Annotated in this window: 20 protein-coding genes; 13 read left to right on the top strand and 7 right to left on the bottom strand. The window is 72.7% G+C overall.

Translation table 11 applies throughout. The features are described 5' to 3' along the window. Positions 1–12 precede the first annotated feature (12 nt). The 9 genes from ABD993_RS01260 (at position 13) to ABD993_RS01220 (ending at position 6,039) form a co-directional block, all read left to right on the top strand. Positions 13–639: a LysE family translocator gene (locus ABD993_RS01260; protein ID WP_345411828.1), complete on the top strand. Its 627-nt coding sequence runs from the start codon at positions 13–15 to the stop codon at positions 637–639. 44 nt (positions 640–683) lie between these two features. Continuing rightward, positions 684–1,310: a DedA family protein gene (locus ABD993_RS01255; RefSeq protein ID WP_345411826.1), complete on the top strand. Its 627-nt coding sequence runs from the start codon at positions 684–686 to the stop codon at positions 1,308–1,310. A gap of 66 nt (positions 1,311–1,376) precedes the next feature. Continuing rightward, positions 1,377–2,147, top strand: coding sequence for a GAF and ANTAR domain-containing protein (locus ABD993_RS01250; RefSeq protein WP_345411824.1), 771 nt, complete (start codon positions 1,377–1,379; stop codon positions 2,145–2,147). A 44-nt stretch (positions 2,148–2,191) separates the two neighbouring features. Then, the gene (locus ABD993_RS01245) at positions 2,192–2,482 is read left to right on the top strand and encodes an antibiotic biosynthesis monooxygenase family protein (RefSeq protein ID WP_345411823.1); all 291 of its coding nucleotides are present in this window, start codon (positions 2,192–2,194) and stop codon (positions 2,480–2,482) included. Between the two features lie 3 nt (positions 2,483–2,485). Next, a complete protein-coding gene (locus ABD993_RS01240) occupies positions 2,486–3,328 on the top strand; it encodes an ATP-binding cassette domain-containing protein (RefSeq protein ID WP_345411821.1) in 843 nt (280 codons plus the stop codon). Continuing rightward, the gene (locus ABD993_RS01235; protein ID WP_345411819.1) at positions 3,325–3,954 is read left to right on the top strand and encodes a hypothetical protein; all 630 of its coding nucleotides are present in this window, start codon (positions 3,325–3,327) and stop codon (positions 3,952–3,954) included. The genes ABD993_RS01240 and ABD993_RS01235 overlap by 4 nt, the downstream gene beginning before the upstream one ends. A gap of 104 nt (positions 3,955–4,058) precedes the next feature. Then, positions 4,059–4,418, top strand: coding sequence for a GntR family transcriptional regulator (locus ABD993_RS01230; RefSeq protein WP_345411817.1), 360 nt, complete (start codon positions 4,059–4,061; stop codon positions 4,416–4,418). After that, positions 4,415–5,299 carry an ABC transporter ATP-binding protein gene (locus ABD993_RS01225; RefSeq protein ID WP_345411816.1) on the top strand — a complete coding sequence of 295 codons (885 nt, stop codon included), beginning with the start codon at positions 4,415–4,417 and terminating at the stop codon, positions 5,297–5,299. Before ABD993_RS01230 ends, ABD993_RS01225 begins: the two co-directional genes overlap by 4 nt. After that, positions 5,296–6,039, top strand: a complete 744-nt coding sequence (locus ABD993_RS01220) for a hypothetical protein (protein ID WP_345411814.1) — start codon at positions 5,296–5,298, stop codon at positions 6,037–6,039. The genes ABD993_RS01225 and ABD993_RS01220 overlap by 4 nt, the downstream gene beginning before the upstream one ends. A gap of 46 nt (positions 6,040–6,085) precedes the next feature. Here ABD993_RS01220 and ABD993_RS01215 read toward each other — a convergent pair whose 3' ends face one another. The 7 genes from ABD993_RS01215 to ABD993_RS01185 form a co-directional block, all read right to left on the bottom strand. Continuing rightward, positions 6,086–6,616: a nucleoside/nucleotide kinase family protein gene (locus tag ABD993_RS01215; protein ID WP_345411812.1), complete on the bottom strand. Its 531-nt coding sequence runs from the start codon at positions 6,614–6,616 to the stop codon at positions 6,086–6,088. A 33-nt stretch (positions 6,617–6,649) separates the two neighbouring features. After that, positions 6,650–8,089, bottom strand: a complete 1,440-nt coding sequence (locus ABD993_RS01210; protein ID WP_345411811.1) for a PepSY-associated TM helix domain-containing protein — start codon at positions 8,087–8,089, stop codon at positions 6,650–6,652. Between the two features lie 245 nt (positions 8,090–8,334). After that, positions 8,335–8,904 carry a hypothetical protein gene (locus ABD993_RS01205; protein WP_345411809.1) on the bottom strand — a complete coding sequence of 190 codons (570 nt, stop codon included), beginning with the start codon at positions 8,902–8,904 and terminating at the stop codon, positions 8,335–8,337. A gap of 190 nt (positions 8,905–9,094) precedes the next feature. Then, on the bottom strand, positions 9,095–9,778 hold the full coding sequence (locus ABD993_RS01200; protein WP_345411808.1) for a winged helix-turn-helix domain-containing protein: 684 nt from the start codon (positions 9,776–9,778) through the stop codon (positions 9,095–9,097). A gap of 228 nt (positions 9,779–10,006) precedes the next feature. Then, positions 10,007–10,963, bottom strand: coding sequence for an isopenicillin N synthase family dioxygenase (locus ABD993_RS01195; protein WP_345411807.1), 957 nt, complete (start codon positions 10,961–10,963; stop codon positions 10,007–10,009). Positions 10,964–10,995: 32 nt separating this feature from the next. Beyond that, entirely contained in the window at positions 10,996–12,420 is a 1,425-nt protein-coding gene (pyk, locus tag ABD993_RS01190) for a pyruvate kinase (protein WP_345411805.1), read from the bottom strand. Positions 12,421–12,527: 107 nt separating this feature from the next. Beyond that, positions 12,528–12,950: an alpha/beta fold hydrolase gene (locus ABD993_RS01185; protein WP_345411803.1), complete on the bottom strand. Its 423-nt coding sequence runs from the start codon at positions 12,948–12,950 to the stop codon at positions 12,528–12,530. A gap of 242 nt (positions 12,951–13,192) precedes the next feature. On the opposite strand from ABD993_RS01185, the gene ABD993_RS01180 reads away from it, so the two are divergent. Genes ABD993_RS01180 through ABD993_RS01165 form a run of 4 tightly spaced genes read left to right on the top strand, consistent with a single transcriptional unit; the run spans position 13,193 to position 17,575 of the window. Next, positions 13,193–14,194: a PDR/VanB family oxidoreductase gene (locus ABD993_RS01180; protein ID WP_345411802.1), complete on the top strand. Its 1,002-nt coding sequence runs from the start codon at positions 13,193–13,195 to the stop codon at positions 14,192–14,194. A 15-nt stretch (positions 14,195–14,209) separates the two neighbouring features. After that, on the top strand, positions 14,210–15,409 hold the full coding sequence (locus ABD993_RS01175) for a cytochrome P450 (RefSeq protein WP_345411801.1): 1,200 nt from the start codon (positions 14,210–14,212) through the stop codon (positions 15,407–15,409). A 34-nt stretch (positions 15,410–15,443) separates the two neighbouring features. Then, positions 15,444–16,445, top strand: coding sequence for an ABC transporter substrate-binding protein (locus tag ABD993_RS01170; protein WP_345411800.1), 1,002 nt, complete (start codon positions 15,444–15,446; stop codon positions 16,443–16,445). Continuing rightward, complete coding sequence (locus ABD993_RS01165) at positions 16,442–17,575, top strand: M24 family metallopeptidase (RefSeq protein WP_345411798.1); 1,134 nt, start codon at positions 16,442–16,444, stop codon at positions 17,573–17,575. The genes ABD993_RS01170 and ABD993_RS01165 overlap by 4 nt, the downstream gene beginning before the upstream one ends. The last annotated feature ends 1 nt before the right edge of the window (position 17,576 follow it).

The following is a 17,576-nucleotide window of genomic DNA, read 5'->3' as shown; positions in this document are numbered from 1 at the left end:
TAGCGTGCTCGGGTGACCTGGGGTTCCTACAGCGCCTATCTCGGCATCGCCGTCCTGCTCGTCCTCGCACCGGGCCCGGACACGCTCGTCTTCCTGCGCAACGCGCTGTCCGGCGGCTCGCGCGGCGGGCTGATCGCCGCAGGCGGGATCCTCACCGGCAACCTGCTGCAGGGCAGCCTCGCCGCCTTCGGGCTCGGGGTGCTGGTCGCGAGTTCGCGCCCGCTGTTCGAGACGCTGCGCTGGGCCGGCGTCGCTTACCTGGTGTTCCTCGCCGTGCAGGCCCTCCGCGGGGCCTGGCGAGGGGACCACGCGGGGATCGCCGAGCTCGTCGAGAAGCGGCGCGGGCAGGGCCTGCGCCGGTTCCGCGAGGGCTTCCTCTCCAACGTCACGAACCCGAAGGTGCTGATCATGTACCTGTCGGTGCTGCCCCAGTTCCTGGTACCCGGCGTGACGACCACGGCCGACGCCCTGGTCCTCGCCTACACCGTCGGCCTGCTGGGCGCGGTGTACCTGCTGGCACTGGTCGGGGTCGTGCACCGGGTCCGCGGCTGGCTCTCCCGGCGCCGGGTGCGCCGCGGGATCGACGCCCTCACCGGCTCCGCCCTGCTCGGCTTCGGCGCCGCACTCGCCGTGGAGTAGGCCACTCACAGCGTGGATTCAGGCGAATCGGGCACCCTGGGGACATGGCCGACTGGGTGTTCTCGATCGTCGACCGTCTCGGAGCCGCCGGGGTGGGGTTCCTGATCTTCCTCGAGAACGTCGTGCCCCCGATCCCGTCCGAGGTGATCCTGCCGCTGGCGGGGTTCCGCGCCCGCACCGGCGCGGTCGACGTCCTGTGGGTCTGGCCCGCCGCCACCGCCGGGTCCGTGCTCGGGGCGCTGGTCCTGTATGCGCTGGGGGCCTGGCTGGGCTACGAGCGGCTCTACCGGCTGGCGGGCCGCAAGTGGTTCGTGCTGTCCAGCCGGAAGGACCTCGAGCGCGGGTACGGCCTGTTCGCCGAGCACGGCGGCACGATCGTGCTGCTCGCCCGCTGCGTGCCGCTGATCCGCAGCGTGGTGTCCATCCCGGCCGGGCTCGCGCGCATGCCGCTGTGGCGGTTCACCCTGCTCACCGCCATCGGCAGCGGGGTGTGGAACGCGGTGTTCCTCGGGCTCGGCTGGCTGCTCGGCGAGAACTGGGACCGGGTCGAGGGCTACCTCGCCCCGGTGTCGACCGGGTTGCTGGTGGTGGGCGCGCTCGTCGTGCTCTGGCTGGTGGCGCGTAGGCTGCGCTCCCGGCGTGGCCACCAGGGCGTGCACCGCGCTCCCTAGACCGAGTTGCCCCCGCCGTCGGATCGGGCGACGATCCCAGGTCGGGGAGCACCGGGAGGGAGCAGCGTGACCACGGAGCAGGAGTGGGCGGAGGAGCGCGAGCTGTTCGTCGCGTCCCCGTCGGCGGCGAGCGGTCCGCTCGCCCGCGAGTTCGTCGCCCTGGCGGAGAACCTGATGACCGCGTCGACCGTCGCGGAGGTCCTGGAGCGGGTGATCCACGCCGCCAAGGCCGTCATCCCGGGTGCGGACCTGGTGAGCGTGACCCTGCGTGACCCGGACGACGGCTTCCGCACCCCCGTCGAGACGGACGTCCTCGCCACCCGGCTGGACGAGCTGCAGTACGCGCTCAACGAGGGGCCGTGCGTGGCGGCGACCCGCAAGGGCGGCCTCGGCGTCGTCCACGCCCCCGACCTGCTGGCGTCCCCGGAGTTCCCCCGCTACGGCCCGCCCGCCCGGGAGCTGGGCGCCGGGGGAGTGCTCGCCGTGGGACTGTTCCCGCAGGGTGAGGCTCCCCGGATGGGCGCGCTCAATCTCTACAGCCTCTCGACGGGCGTGCTGGACGACACGGATCGCGACGTGGCCCTGGTGCTGGCGGCGCACGCGTCGACCGCCCTGGCCACCACCCAGGCCTGTGCGGCGGCGGACCTCGAGGCGGCGCAGCTGCGCGAGGCCCTGCGCAGCCGGGACGTGATCGGGCAGGCCAAGGGCATCCTGATGGAGCGGCGCGGGATCTCGGCGGACGAGGCCTTCGACATCCTTCGGCGCACCTCGCAGGACCTCAACGTCAAGCTCGCGCAGGTCGCGGAGACCCTCGCCGGTCGTCGCGCCGATCTCTGAGGTCCGCACCCGGCGTGCGCGGGGCGCCGGCTACCCTCAGCGGCATGATTCGCAACGTGGTGGGGGGTCAGGTGAAGCCCGGCGTCTCGCGGGCCGAGGTCGGCCGGGCCCTGCAGGCCCTGCTGGACCTGCGGGTCGAGGGCGTCGAGCTGCGGATGTCCTCCGGGCTGGACCTGGGTCCGCGCGAGGGCAACGCCTCCTCTGCGATCACCGTGGACCTGGACGACGAGCAGGCCTACCGCACCTACGGCCTGGACGAGGAGCACAGCCGGATCCGGCGGGAGCTCTTCGCGCCGATCTCCGAGCGGGTCGATCGCATTCAGTTCGCCCTGTAGCCGGTGCTCCGGGTCGAGGGGGTCCATCAGCGGTACCGGAACGGCCCGCCCGTGCTCGACGGGGTGGACCTCGCCTGCGATCCCGGCCTCCCGGTGGTGCTGGGCGGCGAGAACGGCTCGGGCAAGTCCACCCTGTTGCGGATCGCGGCGGGCGCGGCCCGGCCCGCGGCGGGGCAGGTGCGGCGACCCGGCGTCGTCGGGTACCTGCCGGACCGGTTCCCCGCCCGCCTGCGCATGCCCCCGGACGTGTACCTGCGCCATCTCGCGGCGATCCGCGGCGTGTCGCCTGCGCCCGAGCTGCTCGACCGGCTCGGGTTCAGCGGGCCGCGCCGGGAGCCGATGTCCCGACTGTCCAAGGGGAACGCGCAGAAGGTCGGGCTGGCCCAGGCCCTCGGCGGTGACCCCGGGCTGGTGGTACTCGACGAGCCGTGGGCGGGTCTGGACGCCGAGGCGGCCGAGACCCTGCTCGGGCTGCTCGCCGAGGTCGCCGAGCGGGCGTCCCTGCTGGTCACGGACCACACCGGGCGGGCGGCTCGGATCGCCGGGGCTCGCCACCTGCGACTCGCCGGAGGCCTGCTCCGCGAGAGCCCTCCGGGCGCGGGCGACACCGTCGGTCCGGGAACCGATGCCGACCTCGCCGAACCCGGCGCCGTCACCGCTCCGCTGCCCGCGACCGCGATCGTCCTGCGCTGCCCGGACCCCGAGGCCGTCGCCCGGCGCCTCGGCGTGAGCGGGCGCTGCGCGGGGGACCGACTGCACCTGCACGTGCCCGCCACCCGCGCGGATGCGCTGTTGCTGGCGGCGCTGCAGTTGGGCTGCGCGGTCGAGTCGGTGGGGCCGGTGTGACCCGCGCCCTGGCCGTGGCCCGGTACGTGGCCTCGGACGCCTGGCGCTCCCAGCGCGTGCTGATCCCCGCCGCGCTGCAGCTCGGGGTGCTCGCGGTCCTCTTCGGGGGAGATCCGGGCGCGCTGCCCGCCCCGTGGGGCGCCTCCGTGCTGGCGCTGTACCCGGTGGCGGCGTGGCTCGCGCTGACCCTGGCTCAGACCGAGGACCCGGTGCAGCGGTCGGTGACCGTTGCCGCCGCGGGCGGGCCGGGACCCGTCGCCGCCGGGACCCTGGTGGTCGCGGTCGCGGCGGACGTGCTGCTCAGCACGCTGTCCGTCGCCTGGCCGCTCGTCGCCACGCCCTACGGCGCGAGCCCGGCGACCGTGCTCACCGGGCTGCTCGCGCACCTCGCCGCCGGGCTGGCCGGCACCGCCGTCGGGTTCGGATGTGCGCTGCTCCCGCGCATCGGGTGGTCGCTGGCGGCCGGCGTGATCGTGGTGCTCGCGACGGCGGTGCAGCCGTGGCTGCCGCCGGTGGGTGCCGCCGTCGCCGCGCTGGAGACGGGCTCGGGTTCGCTGATCGTGCCCGTCGGTGTCGCCCTCCTGCTGGTCGCGGCGGGTACCGCCGCGCTCGCCCGCCGTTCCTGAGCCGTTCTCGCCGCCACCGCTTGACAGCATGGGTGCAGTGGCTGCATGGTTACCTACATGAGTAATGAACCAACGGACTGGGACAGGGTCGGGCGGTCGCCGTGATGGAGGACGGGAAGCCCCTCTTCCAGCAGATCGCCGAGCAGATCGAGGGATCGATCATCGACGGCTCGCTGCCCGAGGAGGGCCAGGTCCCGTCGACCAACGAGCTGGCCGCGTTCCACCGGATCAACCCGGCGACGGCGGCGAAGGGGGTCAACCAGCTCGTCGTCGACGGGGTGCTCTACAAGCGGAGGGGGATCGGGATGTTCGTCAGCACCGGAGCGCGCACGCAGCTTCTCGAGCGGCGTCGCGAGGAGTTCGCGAACCAGTACATCGCACCGCTGCTGGCGGAGGCCCGCAAGCTCGGGATGGATCCCGAGCAGATCAAGAAGATGATCGACGTCTGGGGGGACGAATCATGACGGCCGTCCGCATGCGCGGGGTCACCAAGCGCTACGGGGACTTCACCGCGCTCGACGCCGTGAGCCTCGAGCTCCGGGAGAACACCATCCACGGCCTGCTCGGCCGCAACGGCGCGGGCAAGACCACCATCATGCAGATCCTGACCGGCCAGAACTTCGAGACCGCGGGGCGGGTGGAGGTCTTCGGCCACCACCCGTACGAGAACTCGCGGGTGCTGGACCGGGTCTGCTTCATCCGCGAGGCGCAGAAGTATCCCGACGGGTACCGGGTCCGGGACGCGCTGAACGCCGCGGCGCTGCTGTTCCCGAGCTGGGACGCCGGGTTCGCGGCCGAGCTGGTCGGGGACTTCGCACTCCGCGAGAGGCAGCAGATCAAGAAGCTCTCACGCGGGCAGCTGTCCGCGGTCGGGGTGATCATCGGCCTGGCCTCGCGGGCGCCGCTGACCTTCTTCGACGAGCCCTACCTGGGTCTCGACGCCGTCGCGCGGCAGCTGTTCTACGACCGGCTGCTCGCCGACTACGCCGAGCACCCGCGCACCGTGGTGCTCTCCACGCACCTGATCGACGAGGTCAGCGACCTGATCGAGCACGTGGTGCTGATCGACGAGGGCAGGGTCCTGATCGACGAGGACGCGGACGTCCTGCGGGGTAGGGCCGTCACCGTGACGGGCCCGACGGCCGCGGTCGAGGCCTTCGCCGAGGGGCACACGGAGCTGTACCGCGAGGAGCTGGGGGGCTTCCTGCGGGTCACGCTGGCCGGTGCCCGACCGGAGCCGCGGCTGCGCTCGGAGGGGCTGGAGTTCGAGCCCGTCTCGCTGCAGCAGCTCGTGGTCCGCACGACCCAGCACACCCTCGACGACCGGAAGGTGGCCTCGAGATGACGACCGCGACGGCGAGCGACGTGCTCGCGACGACGCCCGCACGACGGCGTCGCCACCTGGCCTCGGCCCGGATCCACCTGGTGAACCTGCCGCTGTCGCTGGGGATGCCCTGGCTGATCCTGGGGTCCGCCTTCGTGGTGAACCTGATCATCTTCGGGATGATCCCGATGGACCCGGGCGACGCCCGCACCACCGGCGGCATCATGTCGATCTACATCTTCGCGCTGATCGCGCACATCCTGTCGGTGACGCAGACCTTCCCGTTCGCGCTGGGTCTGTCGGTGACCCGGCGGGACTTCTTCGCCGGGCTGAGCCTGGTGATCGCGGCGGAGGCCGGTCTGCAGGGGTTGGTGCTCACCGTGCTGCGGGCGATCGAGTCGGCCACGAACGGCTGGGGCATCGACATGACCTTCTTCGGGGTGCCGGTCCTGGTGCAGGAGAACTGGTTCCTGCAGTGGGTCCTCTACACCGTGCCGTTCCTGGCGCTGTCCTACCTCGCGGTCCTGGCCGGGACCGTTTACAAGCGGTTCGGCCAGGCAGGCATGTGGCTGGCGATCATCGGCGTGGTGCTGGTGGGTGGTGCGGCGGCGGTCCTGCTGACCTGGTCGCAGAGCTGGGGGGCGGTCGGGCGGTTCCTGGTCGAGACCCCGCCTCTGGCGCTCGTCGCCGGCTACCCCGCGATCCTCGCGGTCCTCTTCGCAGGCCTCGGCAGGCTGCTCCTGCGGCGGGCGACACCGTGACGCCCGCCGGGCGTGCCCGCTGGGGGGTGGGCGCGCCCTGCGGGGGTCAGGGCGCGGGGAGGACGGAGAGGACGAGGTCGGGGGCGGGGTGGCTCGCGTAGAGCGAGTCCTCCTGGGCCCGCCAGGACTCCCGGTGCGGGGCGTAGGTGGGCCAGTCGTCCCGGGCGCGCAGGCGGCGTGCCCGCTCGGGCGCCGGGCAGTCGACCCAGACGGCGGTGCTGGTGAAGGGCCGCAGCTCCGCGGCCCCGGACCCACAGCCCTCCAGGATGACGATCGGAGCGAGCGGCTGGGAGCGCGGGGCTCCCCGGCGGTGGTGCGCCCAGTCCCACGGCCACCAGCGAGCGGGCTCGCCCCGGAACAGCGGGGCGGCGATCCAGTCGCGGGCCACCGGGACCGCCGCCGCGAGGCCCGACCACCCCGGGTAGAGCTCCTCCATCGACAACACGGGCGCACCGAGCTCGGCCCCGAGGCGGTCGGCCAGCGTGGACTTGCCCGACCCGGACCGGCCGTCGATCGTCACCAGCCGACACCCACCGGGACCCGGGGGCCGGGCACGGACGGACTCGGCGAGCTCCACCGGTCCAGGGTGCCAGGCCCCCGGCCTCGTCGGTCAGGACGCCGCGGCCCTCGCGGCGGCCCTGGTCACGGCCCGGTGTCCGCGCCAGGCGTCGAACGCCAGGAACGCGACCAGGCTGATCCCGAACAGCGGAGCGAACCAGCCGACCACCACCGCGGCGAGCACGACCGCGAACCCGACGGGCTGGCTGAGCTTGCGGAACTGGCCGCGCGGGGCCAGCGGGGAGGGGACGCCGCCCTTCGTCGGCCGCCGCAGCCACCACATCCGGTAGCCCAGCAGGATCACCGCGATCAGCCCGATCGCGAAGGCCAGCAGCAGCAGCTGGTTGGCGATGCCGAACAGCGTGCCCATGTGGCCCGCGATGGTCCACGTGGTCAGCTTGGCCATCAGCGGCCAGTCGTCGAACCGGACGGTGTCGACGACGGTGCCGGTCGAGGCGTCGACCGAGATCTTGTCCGCCTCGGTGGGCAAGCTCGTCTTGATCTCCGTGACGGTCCACAGTGCACCCGCCGAGGCCGGCGTGGCGATCTCCAGGGCACCGGCGTCGATCCCGGCCCGACGAGCGGTGCCCAGGACCGAGTCGAAGGTCGCGGAGCTCACCGCGGGGGGCGGCTCGGCCGGTGCGGCGGCCCCGTGCCCGTCGTGGCCGCCGCCGCTCGGGGCGCCGGTCTCGAGCTTCGGCGTGGTCCAGCCCAGGTTCGAGCGGATCGTGGAGATGTTGGCCCCGGCGTAGGTCGACCAGGTCAGGCCCGTCGCGGACAGGAAGAGCATGCCCGCCAGCAGCCAGACGCCGACCGCACCGTGCCTGCCCACCAGCCTGCGTCGCCCCTTCACCCCCGGCTCCGGCCGCACGAGGTCGGCGATCCGCCGCTTGCGCTTGGCCCGCCACCTCGCCACCCACAGCACCAGCCCGCCCAGCGCGACGAACCACATCCAGGACGCGGCCATCTCGCTGTAGATCCGGCCGGGCTCGCCGAGCATCAGGTTGCGGTGCAGCTGGCTGACCGTGGTGCGCAGCGGCAGCGCACCAGACCCGCCGTAGGTCGCCATCTCGCCCTTGACCTCGGCGGTGACCGGGTCGACGAACACGGTCCACCGCTCGGACTCGCCGAGGTCGTCCCGGTTGAAGAGCACCCGGGTGGTGGTGCCGGGCTCCGGCGCGGTGCGGACCGCGTCCAGGGTGCCGCCGGGGTTCGTGGCGAGCGCGGCGTCGACCTGGGTGGCCAGCGGGAGCTCGGACCCGGTCGACGAGGTGGTCAGCTGGTCGGCGTACACCCAGGACTCGAGCTGGGGGGCGAGGGCGTAGAGGGCCCCGGTCACGGCCGCGACGAGGATGAACGGTGCGGCGAACAGGCCGGCGTAGAAGTGTAGGCGCACGGCCAGGCCCTTCCACGCGTTCGGGGTGGCGGGCGCGACGGGCGCGGCGGGCGCGGGGGGAGGAACGATCTCCTCCGGTTCGGACACGATGGACACAGGGGACTCCTGGGGAGGGTGGGACCGTCGCGGCGACGGTGTGGGGGCGCACCGGGGTGCCGGGCGTCCGACGACGGGTGACCGCACGCGCGCGGGCAGAGCTGCTCTGCCCGCGGCGATGCGGCGGACGGATCGCCGGAAGCACCCGTGGGGTGCGCCGCGGGGGGAAGGGCCCGGCTGCGTGCACAGGTCGGGCACGGGTGGCGCGGACGTGCGGGCGAGGCGGTGCGCCCGCACGACGGCGCTCAGGCGGCGAGCGGTGGGCCCCGGTGGACGATCGCGTGGCGCAGGAGGGTCCCGCGGCCGGCGCGGAGTACGCGGCGGGGTCGCACGGGAGTCGGGGCGAGCCGCGGCCGGGTGCCCGTCAGCAGGGCGTCGACCAGTGCGAACAGGATCCGCAGGGCGCGGTCGGAGAGCGCCCGCGCCCGCTGCTCCCCGCGGCGCAGCCAGGCCCCGGCGACCGCGGCGGAGACCAGGTGGGCGATCAGGACGAGGCCGTGGTCCGCGCCGTCCGCGTGGCCGTGGACCGTCGGCTGAGCCGACGAGGTCGCCAGGAAGAGGAGGTGTGCCGTGAGCTGGAAGGTGAGCTGGGCGGCCGTCAACCGCTCCCAGCCGCGCTCGTCCCTGGCGAGCCACCAGCCCGGCGCGGCGAGCGCGAGGGCGGCCAGCGCGATCCCGCCCGGGGCCGGCATGCCCGCGCCGCCGAGCACGTGGCCTGCGACGGCCGTGCCCAGGGCCGCCACCGTGACCGCCACCGTCCGCATCCCGCGTCCGCGCGGGAGCGCGCGGAGCGGGTGCTGCGGGTGGGAGTGCACGGAGGACCTCCGTGGGTAGGCCGCGATGCGGCGGGGAGCCGGCACGACATCGGGCCCGAGACGCGGGCGACGCTCACTCATCGTGTCGCGTCGATCGCGGATCGCACTGGACCATACGGGGTAAGGCGGCACCGGGACAAGCGACCCCGATCGGGGCGAACGGCACACACCGCCACACGGCCGGACCCGATCAGGGAGTGGGCGGGCGCACGGGCGGGGACCACGGGATCAGGTAGCCATGGCCGCGGACGGTGCGGATCGCATCCCGGTGCGGGCCGAGCTTCGCCCGTACCGCGCGCACGTGGCAGTCGACGGCCCGGGGGCTGGTGTCGTCCGTCCAGCCTGCGCACTCCGCGATCAGGTCGGCGCGCGAGAGCGGGCGGCCCGCGTGCACCAGCAGAGCCTTGAGCAGCTCGAACTGGTGGTGGGTCAAGGGCAGCGGGCGGCCGTCGAGTGAGATCGTGTACGTCTGCGCGTCGATCGTGAACGGACCGACGCCGAGCACCGACGGACGCTGCTCCGGCTCGGCGGAGCGGTGGCGCTGCGCCAGCCGCAGCCGCGCGTCGATCTCGGCAGGCCCCGCCCCGCTGAGCACGAGCTGGACGATCGCCCAGTCCCCGTCGACGTGCGGGGCCGCGGTCTCGTCGATCACGCCGATCACCGGGAAGCCGCGTGTGGTCGCCACCAGCCGCCTGCTGAGCTCGCGGGCGGCGCTGGGATGGGTGCGCCCGTCGACCAGGACGGCGTCACAGGGGTCCGACGCCAGGTACTCCGCGACCGTCGGCCTGCGGGTCGAGACCCTGTGCGGCAGCAGGTCCAGTCCGGGGAGGACGACACGGCCGTCGTGCGCGCTGGTGAGAACGAGAACGTCCACCGGGGAGGACCTCCAGGGGTGGGGAGACCCAGCATCGCCGCTGTGGGCACCCGAGCAAGCGGGGTCGACGTCAACGTCTGGTCAACAGGTCTTCACTGCGTGGAAACGGTGTTCGTGAGCCCTGCGGAACGGCGCTGAACCGGGTGCGGAACGCCTTCAGCTCACCGATGAGGGACTCGCGTGGTGGTGTCCGCGAGTCCTCCACTTGCCCGCATCCGCAGACAGGGCTCACAGGTCGGGGTGGTGTGCCGCCGCCACGTCCGGATGGGCGCGCAGCCGGGCCTTGAGCATGTTCTCGCCGAACGTCCCGGAGATGACGTTGTCGGGGTCCCGGCTGACCCCGCGGGCCTCGGCGGCGAGGGCGGGCGGCAAGGCGATGCGCGGCACCGTGGAGTCCAGCGCGGGGTTGAAGAAGAACGGGATGGACAGCCGGACCTCCCCGAGCGGCGGCGACACGACGCGGTGGTTGGTCGCCTTCAGGTAGCCGTCCGTGGCGAACTCCATGAGCTCGCCGATGTTGACCACGAACGCCCCGGGCACCGGGGGGACGTCGATCCAGCCGTCCGCGTGCTCGACCTGCAGCCCGCCCTTGCCCGGCTCGATCATCAGCAGCGTCAGCACGCCCGGGTCCTTGTGTGCCCCCACGCCCTGGCCGCGCTCCTCCCGCCCCGGGTAGCGCACGAGCTTGATCAAGGTGGACGGACGGTCGCCGAACAGGTCGTCGAACACCGCCGGCGAGCTGCCCAGGGCGACCGCCCAGGAGCGCATCAGGCGCCGCGCGACAGCCGAGCACCGCTCCTGCCAGTCGGTGAACACCGTGCGCAGCGACGGCAGTGCGGCGGGCCAGAGGTTCGGCCCCTCCAGGCGCATGTACGGGGCCGGATCGTCCGAGGTGGCGCGCTCGGCCGCGAGGTCGATCTGCTCCCGCCAGTCGACGCGCCCCCGCGTCAGCTCGCCGCCGGTGCGGGTGTAACCGCGGAAGTGTGGGCTGCGCAGCATCGCGACGGCGTCCTTGTCCGCCTGGGGGAGCGCGAAGAACCGCTCCGCCTCGGCGAACGCCGCCGCCGTCACCTCGTCGGGGATGCCGTGCCCGACGAGGTGGAAGAACCCGATGTCGTGCGTCGCGGCCAGCAGTGCGTCCCCGATGTCCGGCCGGGCCATGTCGAGGACGGGGAGGGTGGTCATCCCGCCAGGATGCGGGATGCCGCGGCGGCCGACTAGCGGTGGTCGTCCTCGCCGAGCCGGTGCACGCGGACGAGGTTGGTGGAGCCGACCGTGCCGGGCGGGGACCCGGCGACGAGCACGACCAGGTCGCCGGGCAGGTAGCCGGGGAGCGCGAGCACGGCCCGGTCGATCTCCCGGATGATGTCGTCCGTGCTCGCGACCGGCTCGGTCACGAACCCGCGCACCCCCCAGCTCAGGGTCAGCTGGGAGAGGACCTCCGGGTCCGGGGTGAACGCGAGCAGCGGGAGCCGGGAGTGGAGCCGGGCCAGCCGCCGGACGGTGTCGCCGGACTGGGAGAACGCCACCAGGGCCCGGGCCGAGAGCCGCTCGCCGATGTCCCGCGCCGCCGAGGCGATCACCCCGGAGTGCGTGCGGGGGACGTGGCACAGCGCCGGGACCCCGGTCGGGCCGCCCTCGGTCGCCTCGATGATCGTCGCCATCGTGCGCACGGAACCGACGGGGTAGCGGCCCACCCCGGTCTCGCCGGAGAGCATCAGCGCGTCGGCCCCGTCGAGCACCGCGTTGGCGACGTCGCTGGCCTCGGCCCGGGTCGGTCGGGACGTGGTGATCATCGAATCCAGCATCTGGGTCGCGACGATCACCGGCTTGGCGTTCTCCCGGGCGATCTGGATCGCCCGCTTCTGCACGAGCGGGACGTCCTCGAGCGGCAGCTCGACGCCGAGGTCGCCGCGGGCGACCATGACCGCGTCGAAGGTCAGTACGATCGCCTCGAGGTCGTCGACCGCCTCCGGCTTCTCCAGCTTGGCGACGACGGGCAGCCGCACCCCGACCTTGTCCATGATCCGGTGCACGCCGTCGATGTCCGCCGGGCTGCGCACGAAGCTCAGCGCGACCATGTCCACCGGCAGCCGCAGCGCGAACTCGAGGTCCGCGACGTCCTTCTCGCTCATCGCGGGCACGGAGACGTCCATGCCGGGCAGCGACAGGCCCTTGTTGTTCGAGACGGGGCCGCCTTCGGTGACCCGGCAGACGACGTCGTCGCCCACCACCGCGGCCACGCGCAGGCCGACCTTGCCGTCGTCGACGAGCAGGCGGTCGCCGGCGCGGGCGTCCCGCGCGAGGCCCTTGTAGGTGGTGGAGACGCGGTCGTGGGTGCCGGCACAGTCGTCGACGGTGATCCGCACCTCCTCGCCGGTGCGCCACTCGGTGGGGCCGTCGGCGAACGTGCCGAGGCGGATCTTCGGGCCCTGCAGGTCGGCGAGGATGCCGACGACCCGGCCCGTCTCGCGGGCGGCGGTGCGCACCATGTCGTGTACGCGCTCGTGGTCCTCGCGGGAGCCGTGGCTGAAGTTCAGCCGCGCGACGTCCATCCCCGCGTCGACGAGTTCCCTGATCCGTTCCGGCGTCGCGGTGGCCGGGCCGATGGTGCAGACGATCCTCGTGCGACGGGCGGTCATGCTCCTCCTCGGGAGTTACGACTCGTGAGTGCCGAAGTGTGTCACGTGCGCGCTGTAAGCAGGTACCGCCGGTCGGGGTGAGCCGGGTGGTGACATCGCGGGCAGGATCACCAGGCGCGCGGCCGGAGCCTGCTGAGCAGCCCCGCGGCCGCCGCGGCGAGACCCTCCAGGACCGAGGGGTACCCGCCGTCCCTGTCGTAGGTCGCGGACATCGAGACCAGCTTGGCGACGCGGCTCGGGTGGCGGAGCGCGAGCTGCAGCGCGACGCCGCCGCCCTGGGAGTAGCCCATCACGTCCGCGCGCTCGACCCGCAACGCCTGCAGCAACGCCGCGGCGTCATCGCCGAACTGTTCGTACGACATCGCCCGCGACGTGTCCGGAGTGCGGCCGTGCCCCTGCTGGTCGTAGATGATCACGGTGCGCCGGGCGGCGAAGGCGGACACCCACGACGTCATCGAGCCGGCGGCCATGAACGCCCCGAGGATGAGCAGCAACGGCGGCGCTCCCGATGCGTCGAGCTCGCCGTACACCTCGTGCTAGAGGCTCAGACCGTTGATCGGCAGGTGACCGGCGCGCGACGGGGTCCAGGTCATGACGCGATCCGCCGGTGTGAGGTCTGCTGGGTCACGGTTCCTCCCGAGCTCGGACGAATCGGTCTCACGGGGTGGACCGCCAGCCCCGGCAGAACTCATCGCGAGCCTCGCTGACGCTCGGAAACACGATGCTTACACAGGCGCCATGGAACGAGCCTTGCCTTCCGTCGCGAGGGGCCGTGATACTCAGCTTATATCCAAGTTGGATGCGAGAGGGGATGCCCATGGAGCCCGGCGGACTCGACATGGTGGTGGCGGCGCGCCGGCACCATGGAGACGTCGTGGTGCTCGACCTGCGACGGCGGACGGGGCAGGCGCCCTTGCCGGCCTGGGAGGCCGGTGCTCACATCGACCTGGTTCTCTCGCCCGAGATCGTTCGGCAGTACTCCCTGTGCGGAGACACCGGAGTGGGGTCTGTGTGGCGGATCGCGGTCCTGCGTGAGGAGTCGGGTCGCGGCGGTTCGCGGCTCGTCCACGATTCGCTGCACGTCGGGACCGGGGTTGTCGTGCGTGGTCCCCGCAACAACTTCCCGTTGCGGTCGTCCGCGAGCTATCTCTTCATCGCCGGTGGCATCGGCATCACGCCGCTGGTGCCGATGATCGCAGCGGCGCAGGCCCGCGGGGCCGACTGGACGTTGCTGTACGGGGGCCGGACAGCCAGGTCGATGGTCTTCGCCGATGAACTGGCCACCCGCTACTGCGCCCGTGTCCGGCTGCGTCCTCAGGACGAGCACGGCCTGCTCGACCTCGATCGAGAACTGGCCCGTCTCGCCCCGGACACCTCGATCTACTGCTGCGGACCCGCGCTGCTGCTCGACGCCGTCACGGCGGTGAGCGCGAGGCGGATGCGGGCCGGTTCGCTGCACACCGAGCGCTTCACCCCGGTCACGCCGGTCGAGCGGGCACATGACCGCCCCTTCCGGGTTCGGTTGGCCCACACCGGGCTCACGGCGGACGTGCCTGCGGACAGGTCGGTCCTCGACGTCCTCCGCGACGCCGGCGTGCCGGTCCTGTCCTCGTGCAACGAGGGTACGTGCGGGACCTGCGAGACCTCCGTCCTCGATGGCCGTGTCGACCATCGGGACTCGATCCTCGACGACGCTGAACGTGCCGAGAACAAGACCATGATGATCTGTGTGTCGCGTGCCTCGGGCAGTGGCGACCTCGTCCTCGACCTCTGACCAACCAAGGTGACCATGACGATCACGACCTCTCCTCCGACGCTCGACATCGACCCGTTCAGCGACGAGGTCCTCGTCGACCCCTATGGATTCCACGAGCAGCTCCGCGAGGCCGGGCCGGTCGCCCGGTTGTCCGCCCACGATGCCTATGCGATCGGCCGGTACGAGCAGGTGCGCAACGCGTTGCGAGACCACGACGCGTTCGTGTCCGGACGGGGCGTCGGGCTCGACGATTTCGCGCAGGAGAAGCCCTGGCGGACGCCGAGCCTGCTCCTGGAGACCGACCCGCCGAAGCACTCGACCTATCGGGCCGCCATGGGCTCGATCGTGAACCCGCGGACCGTCCGGGCACTGCGTACGGCGTTCACGGGGCCCGCGGAGAAGCTCGCGGACGAGCTCGTCGAACGGGGCCGGTTCGACGCGGTCACCGACCTGGCCGAGGCGTTCCCGCTGACGGTATTCCCGCAGGCGGTCGGCATCCGCCCCGGTGGCCACGAGCACCTGCTCGCCTACGGCTCGATCGCTTTCAACGCGGTCGGGCCACGGAACCACCTGCTCGAGGCTGCTCTCGCGGCCGCTCCGCCGACGATGGCCTGGATCGACGACAGCTGCGCACGCGATGCCCTCGACCCGGCCGGGTTCGGCGCCGCGGTGTGGTCGGCGGCCGATCGTGGCGACATCCCCGTGCAGGATGCCCCGCTGCTGGTCCGGTCGTTCCTGTCCGCTGGGATCGACACCACCGTCCATGCCCTGGGCAACACGATGCACGCCCTGGCGGTGCATCCGGAGGCGTGGGCGGCGGTCCATGCCGAGCCGGGCCGTGTGCGCTTCGCGTTCGACGAGGCGCTGCGGTGGGAGGCTCCGGTACAGACCTTCTGCCGGACGACGGTGACCGACGTGGAGATCGACGGTTCGGTGATTCCGGCGGATGCCAAGGTGCTGCTGTCCTACGGCGCCGCGAACCGTGATCCGCGGCGGTGGGGGCCGACGGCCCACCGCTTCGAGCTCGACCGCTCCTCCGGCGGACATCTCGCCTTCGGCATGGGCATCCACCAGTGCGTCGGGCAACCGATCGCACGGCTGGAGGCCGAGCTGATCCTCGGTGCGCTCGCGCGCCGCGCTGCGCGGATCGAACTCGACGGGGACCCCGTCCCGAAGCTCAACAACGCGCTCCTGGGCTGGTCCAGCCTCCCGGTTCGCGTCGTCTCGGCCTGACCCCACCGCTCGTCCATCCCTGACTGGAGATCTCGTGCGATCACGTATCGTCTCGCTGGCCGCCGCCTCGCTGGCCGCTCTCATCGCCCTCGCCGGGTGTTCCTCCGGTGCCACTGCCACAAGCCCCGATCCCGCCACTCCGCTCGCGGTCGACCTGCGGCTGGACTGGACCTGGGGCGCCCAGCACCTCGGCTACCTCGCCGCCGACAGGCTCGGCTACTTCGCCGAGGAGGGGCTGACCACGACCATCACCGAGGGCGAGGGCTCGGCCGTCACCGGGACCGTGGTCGGGACCGGCCAGGCCCAGTTCGGCGTGATGGCCGCCGGCGAAGTGCTCGCGGCGTCGTCGAAGGGGCTCGACGTCCAGGCCGTCTACACGGTCCTGCAGAGCTCACCGACCGCGATCGTCTACGACGCCGACAAGTTCACCGTGTCCACCCCCGCCGACCTCTACGGGCACAAGCTCGGCGTGGCGCCGCAGAGCACCACGTTCAAGGAGTACGAGGCGCTCGGTCAGCTCACCGGCCTGGACCGCGGCCGGATCACCGAGGTCTCGGTCGGGGCCCAGATCGTCCCCGCCCTGATGTCCGGTGACGTCGACGCGGTGATCGCCTTCAGCAACAACCAGTTCCCGCAGCTCCAGCTCCAGGGCAAGAACGTCGGATACCTGAACTTCACCGACGCAGGGATGCCCGACACTCCCAGCGCCGCGGTCGTGGTGAACAAGGACTTCGCCGCGGACAACCCGGAAGCGGTCGGCGCATTCGTCCGCGCCGTCGACCGGGGCTGGACCTGGGTGGCCGAGAACCAGGCCGAGGCCCTTCGGATGTTGGGCGAGGCGCGTCCCGAGGTGAACCCGGAGTTCGCCGCCAAGGTGCTGCCGCTGTTCCTCGAGGGCATGGGGCCGGTCCCCGGCTTCGGCCGGTTCGACGCGTCGCGGTGGGCGGCGCTGGAGAAGCTCTACGCCGACCAGGGCCTGCTCGGCTCCGCGGTGACGCTCGACGGCGGCGTCTACGACGGGAAGTACCTCGCGTGAGCACAGCCACCACCCCCGCGAGCAGCGAGATCGCGCTGTCCGGTCTACTCGTCGACGCAGGCCTCGACGCCGCCGTGCTGCTGAGTCCCCAGGCGTTCACCCACACCACCGGACTGCGGGTGCCGTCCCACACGCTCCTCCCGTGGCGGCACGCCGCTGTGCTCGTGACGCCCGAGGGTGTGCAGGCGGTGCTCGCGGTCGACATGGAGGCGACCACCGTCGCGGCCGCCCTGCCGGACCTCCCGCTCTACGTGTGGAAGGAGTTCGGCGGCGACGCGATGAGCACGCTGGCCCGGATGGTCACCGAACAGCTCGGCCGCGGGCCCTTGCGCATCGGATGGGAGACGACCTTCGTGCCGGTGGGAGCCGCGGAGCGGCTCCGGTCCCTGCTGCCCACCGTGGAGTGGGATGCCTGCGAGCACCTGGTCACCCGGGCTCGGCTCGCGAAGACGCCGCAGGAGCGCGATCAGGTCGTCGAGCTGGTCGAGGCCAGCGACAACGCGCTCGCGGACACCATCCGAGACGCGCGCGTCGGAGATACCGAGTTCGACCTCGCCGGTCGCATGCTGGGCAACCTGCACGCCCAGGGAATTCAGGAACACGCCTGCCTCATCGTGGCGACCGGGGAACGCAGCCAGTACCCCAACGTCGGCCCCTCCGAGCGGGCCATCGGCGCCGGGGACATCGTCCGGCTGGAGATCTTCGGCGGCCGCGGCGGGTACCGGGCGGGAGTGGCTCGCACCGCGGTCGTCGGCGCACCGACCGCAGAGGCCGCGCGGCTGTGGGCGGTGCTGGCCGAGGCCCGTGAGGCGGGTATGGCGGCGATCGCGCCAGGGGCGGACCCGGCAGCGGTCTACCGCGCCTACGTCGACGCGCTCGGCCCGCTCCGCGAGTACGCCATCGGCTTCTTCGGCCACGGCATGGGCCTGGACCTGCACGAGCTTCCATACCTGAGCGGCACCTCGACCGACCCGTTGGTCGAGGGGGCGGTGCTGGGGATCGAGCCGTTCACCATGATTCCCGGCAGGTTCGGTCTGCAGGTCAAGGACGTCGTCACGCTGACCGGGGCCGGCGCGGAGGTTCTCTCCCGCAGGCTCGACGGCGGTACCCTCCACGTGATCGACGGCTGAG

This window comes from Pseudonocardia xishanensis (genome assembly GCF_039541715.1).
GTDB classification, from domain to species: Bacteria; Actinomycetota; Actinomycetes; order Mycobacteriales; family Pseudonocardiaceae; genus Pseudonocardia; species Pseudonocardia xishanensis.
The sequence above is the reverse complement of the archived record's forward strand: the minus strand, read 5'-3'. Positions and strand labels throughout refer to the sequence as shown.